General features: G+C 50.8%; 1 pseudogene. It reads right to left on the bottom strand.

Annotation, left to right across the window (positions count from 1 at the left end):
• Positions 1-227: pseudogene (locus SB765_RS30585) on the bottom strand (ABC transporter substrate-binding protein); the annotation flags it as partial.
• Positions 228-264: the final 37 nt, after the last annotated feature.

The following is a 264-nucleotide window of genomic DNA, read 5'->3' as shown; positions in this document are numbered from 1 at the left end:
AGTGTAGGTTTCAGGTCCACCGGATTCTGCGGGTCAGACTGTACCAGGCGCTGATAGATGTTCGTAAAAGCCTGAACACTGGTCAGTTCAAACCCTTTGGCCGGATCGAAGCTGTCTGCGTCGTCAGTTGATTGTGCAATCACCAGCGTATCTTTTGGTGTTGCGGCCTGGGCTGTGAAGGCGGCAGCCAGCGTCAGCGCCAGCAGTGATGGAATTATAGTTTTCATGAAATTTCCTTGCCTCTAAAAAGTTACGCGAGTTTAC

The organism is Pseudomonas sp. SIMBA_067, from assembly GCF_046534675.1.
Taxonomy (GTDB): Bacteria; Pseudomonadota; Gammaproteobacteria; order Pseudomonadales; family Pseudomonadaceae; genus Aquipseudomonas; species Aquipseudomonas putida.
The sequence above is the reverse complement of the archived record's forward strand: the minus strand, read 5'-3'. Positions and strand labels throughout refer to the sequence as shown.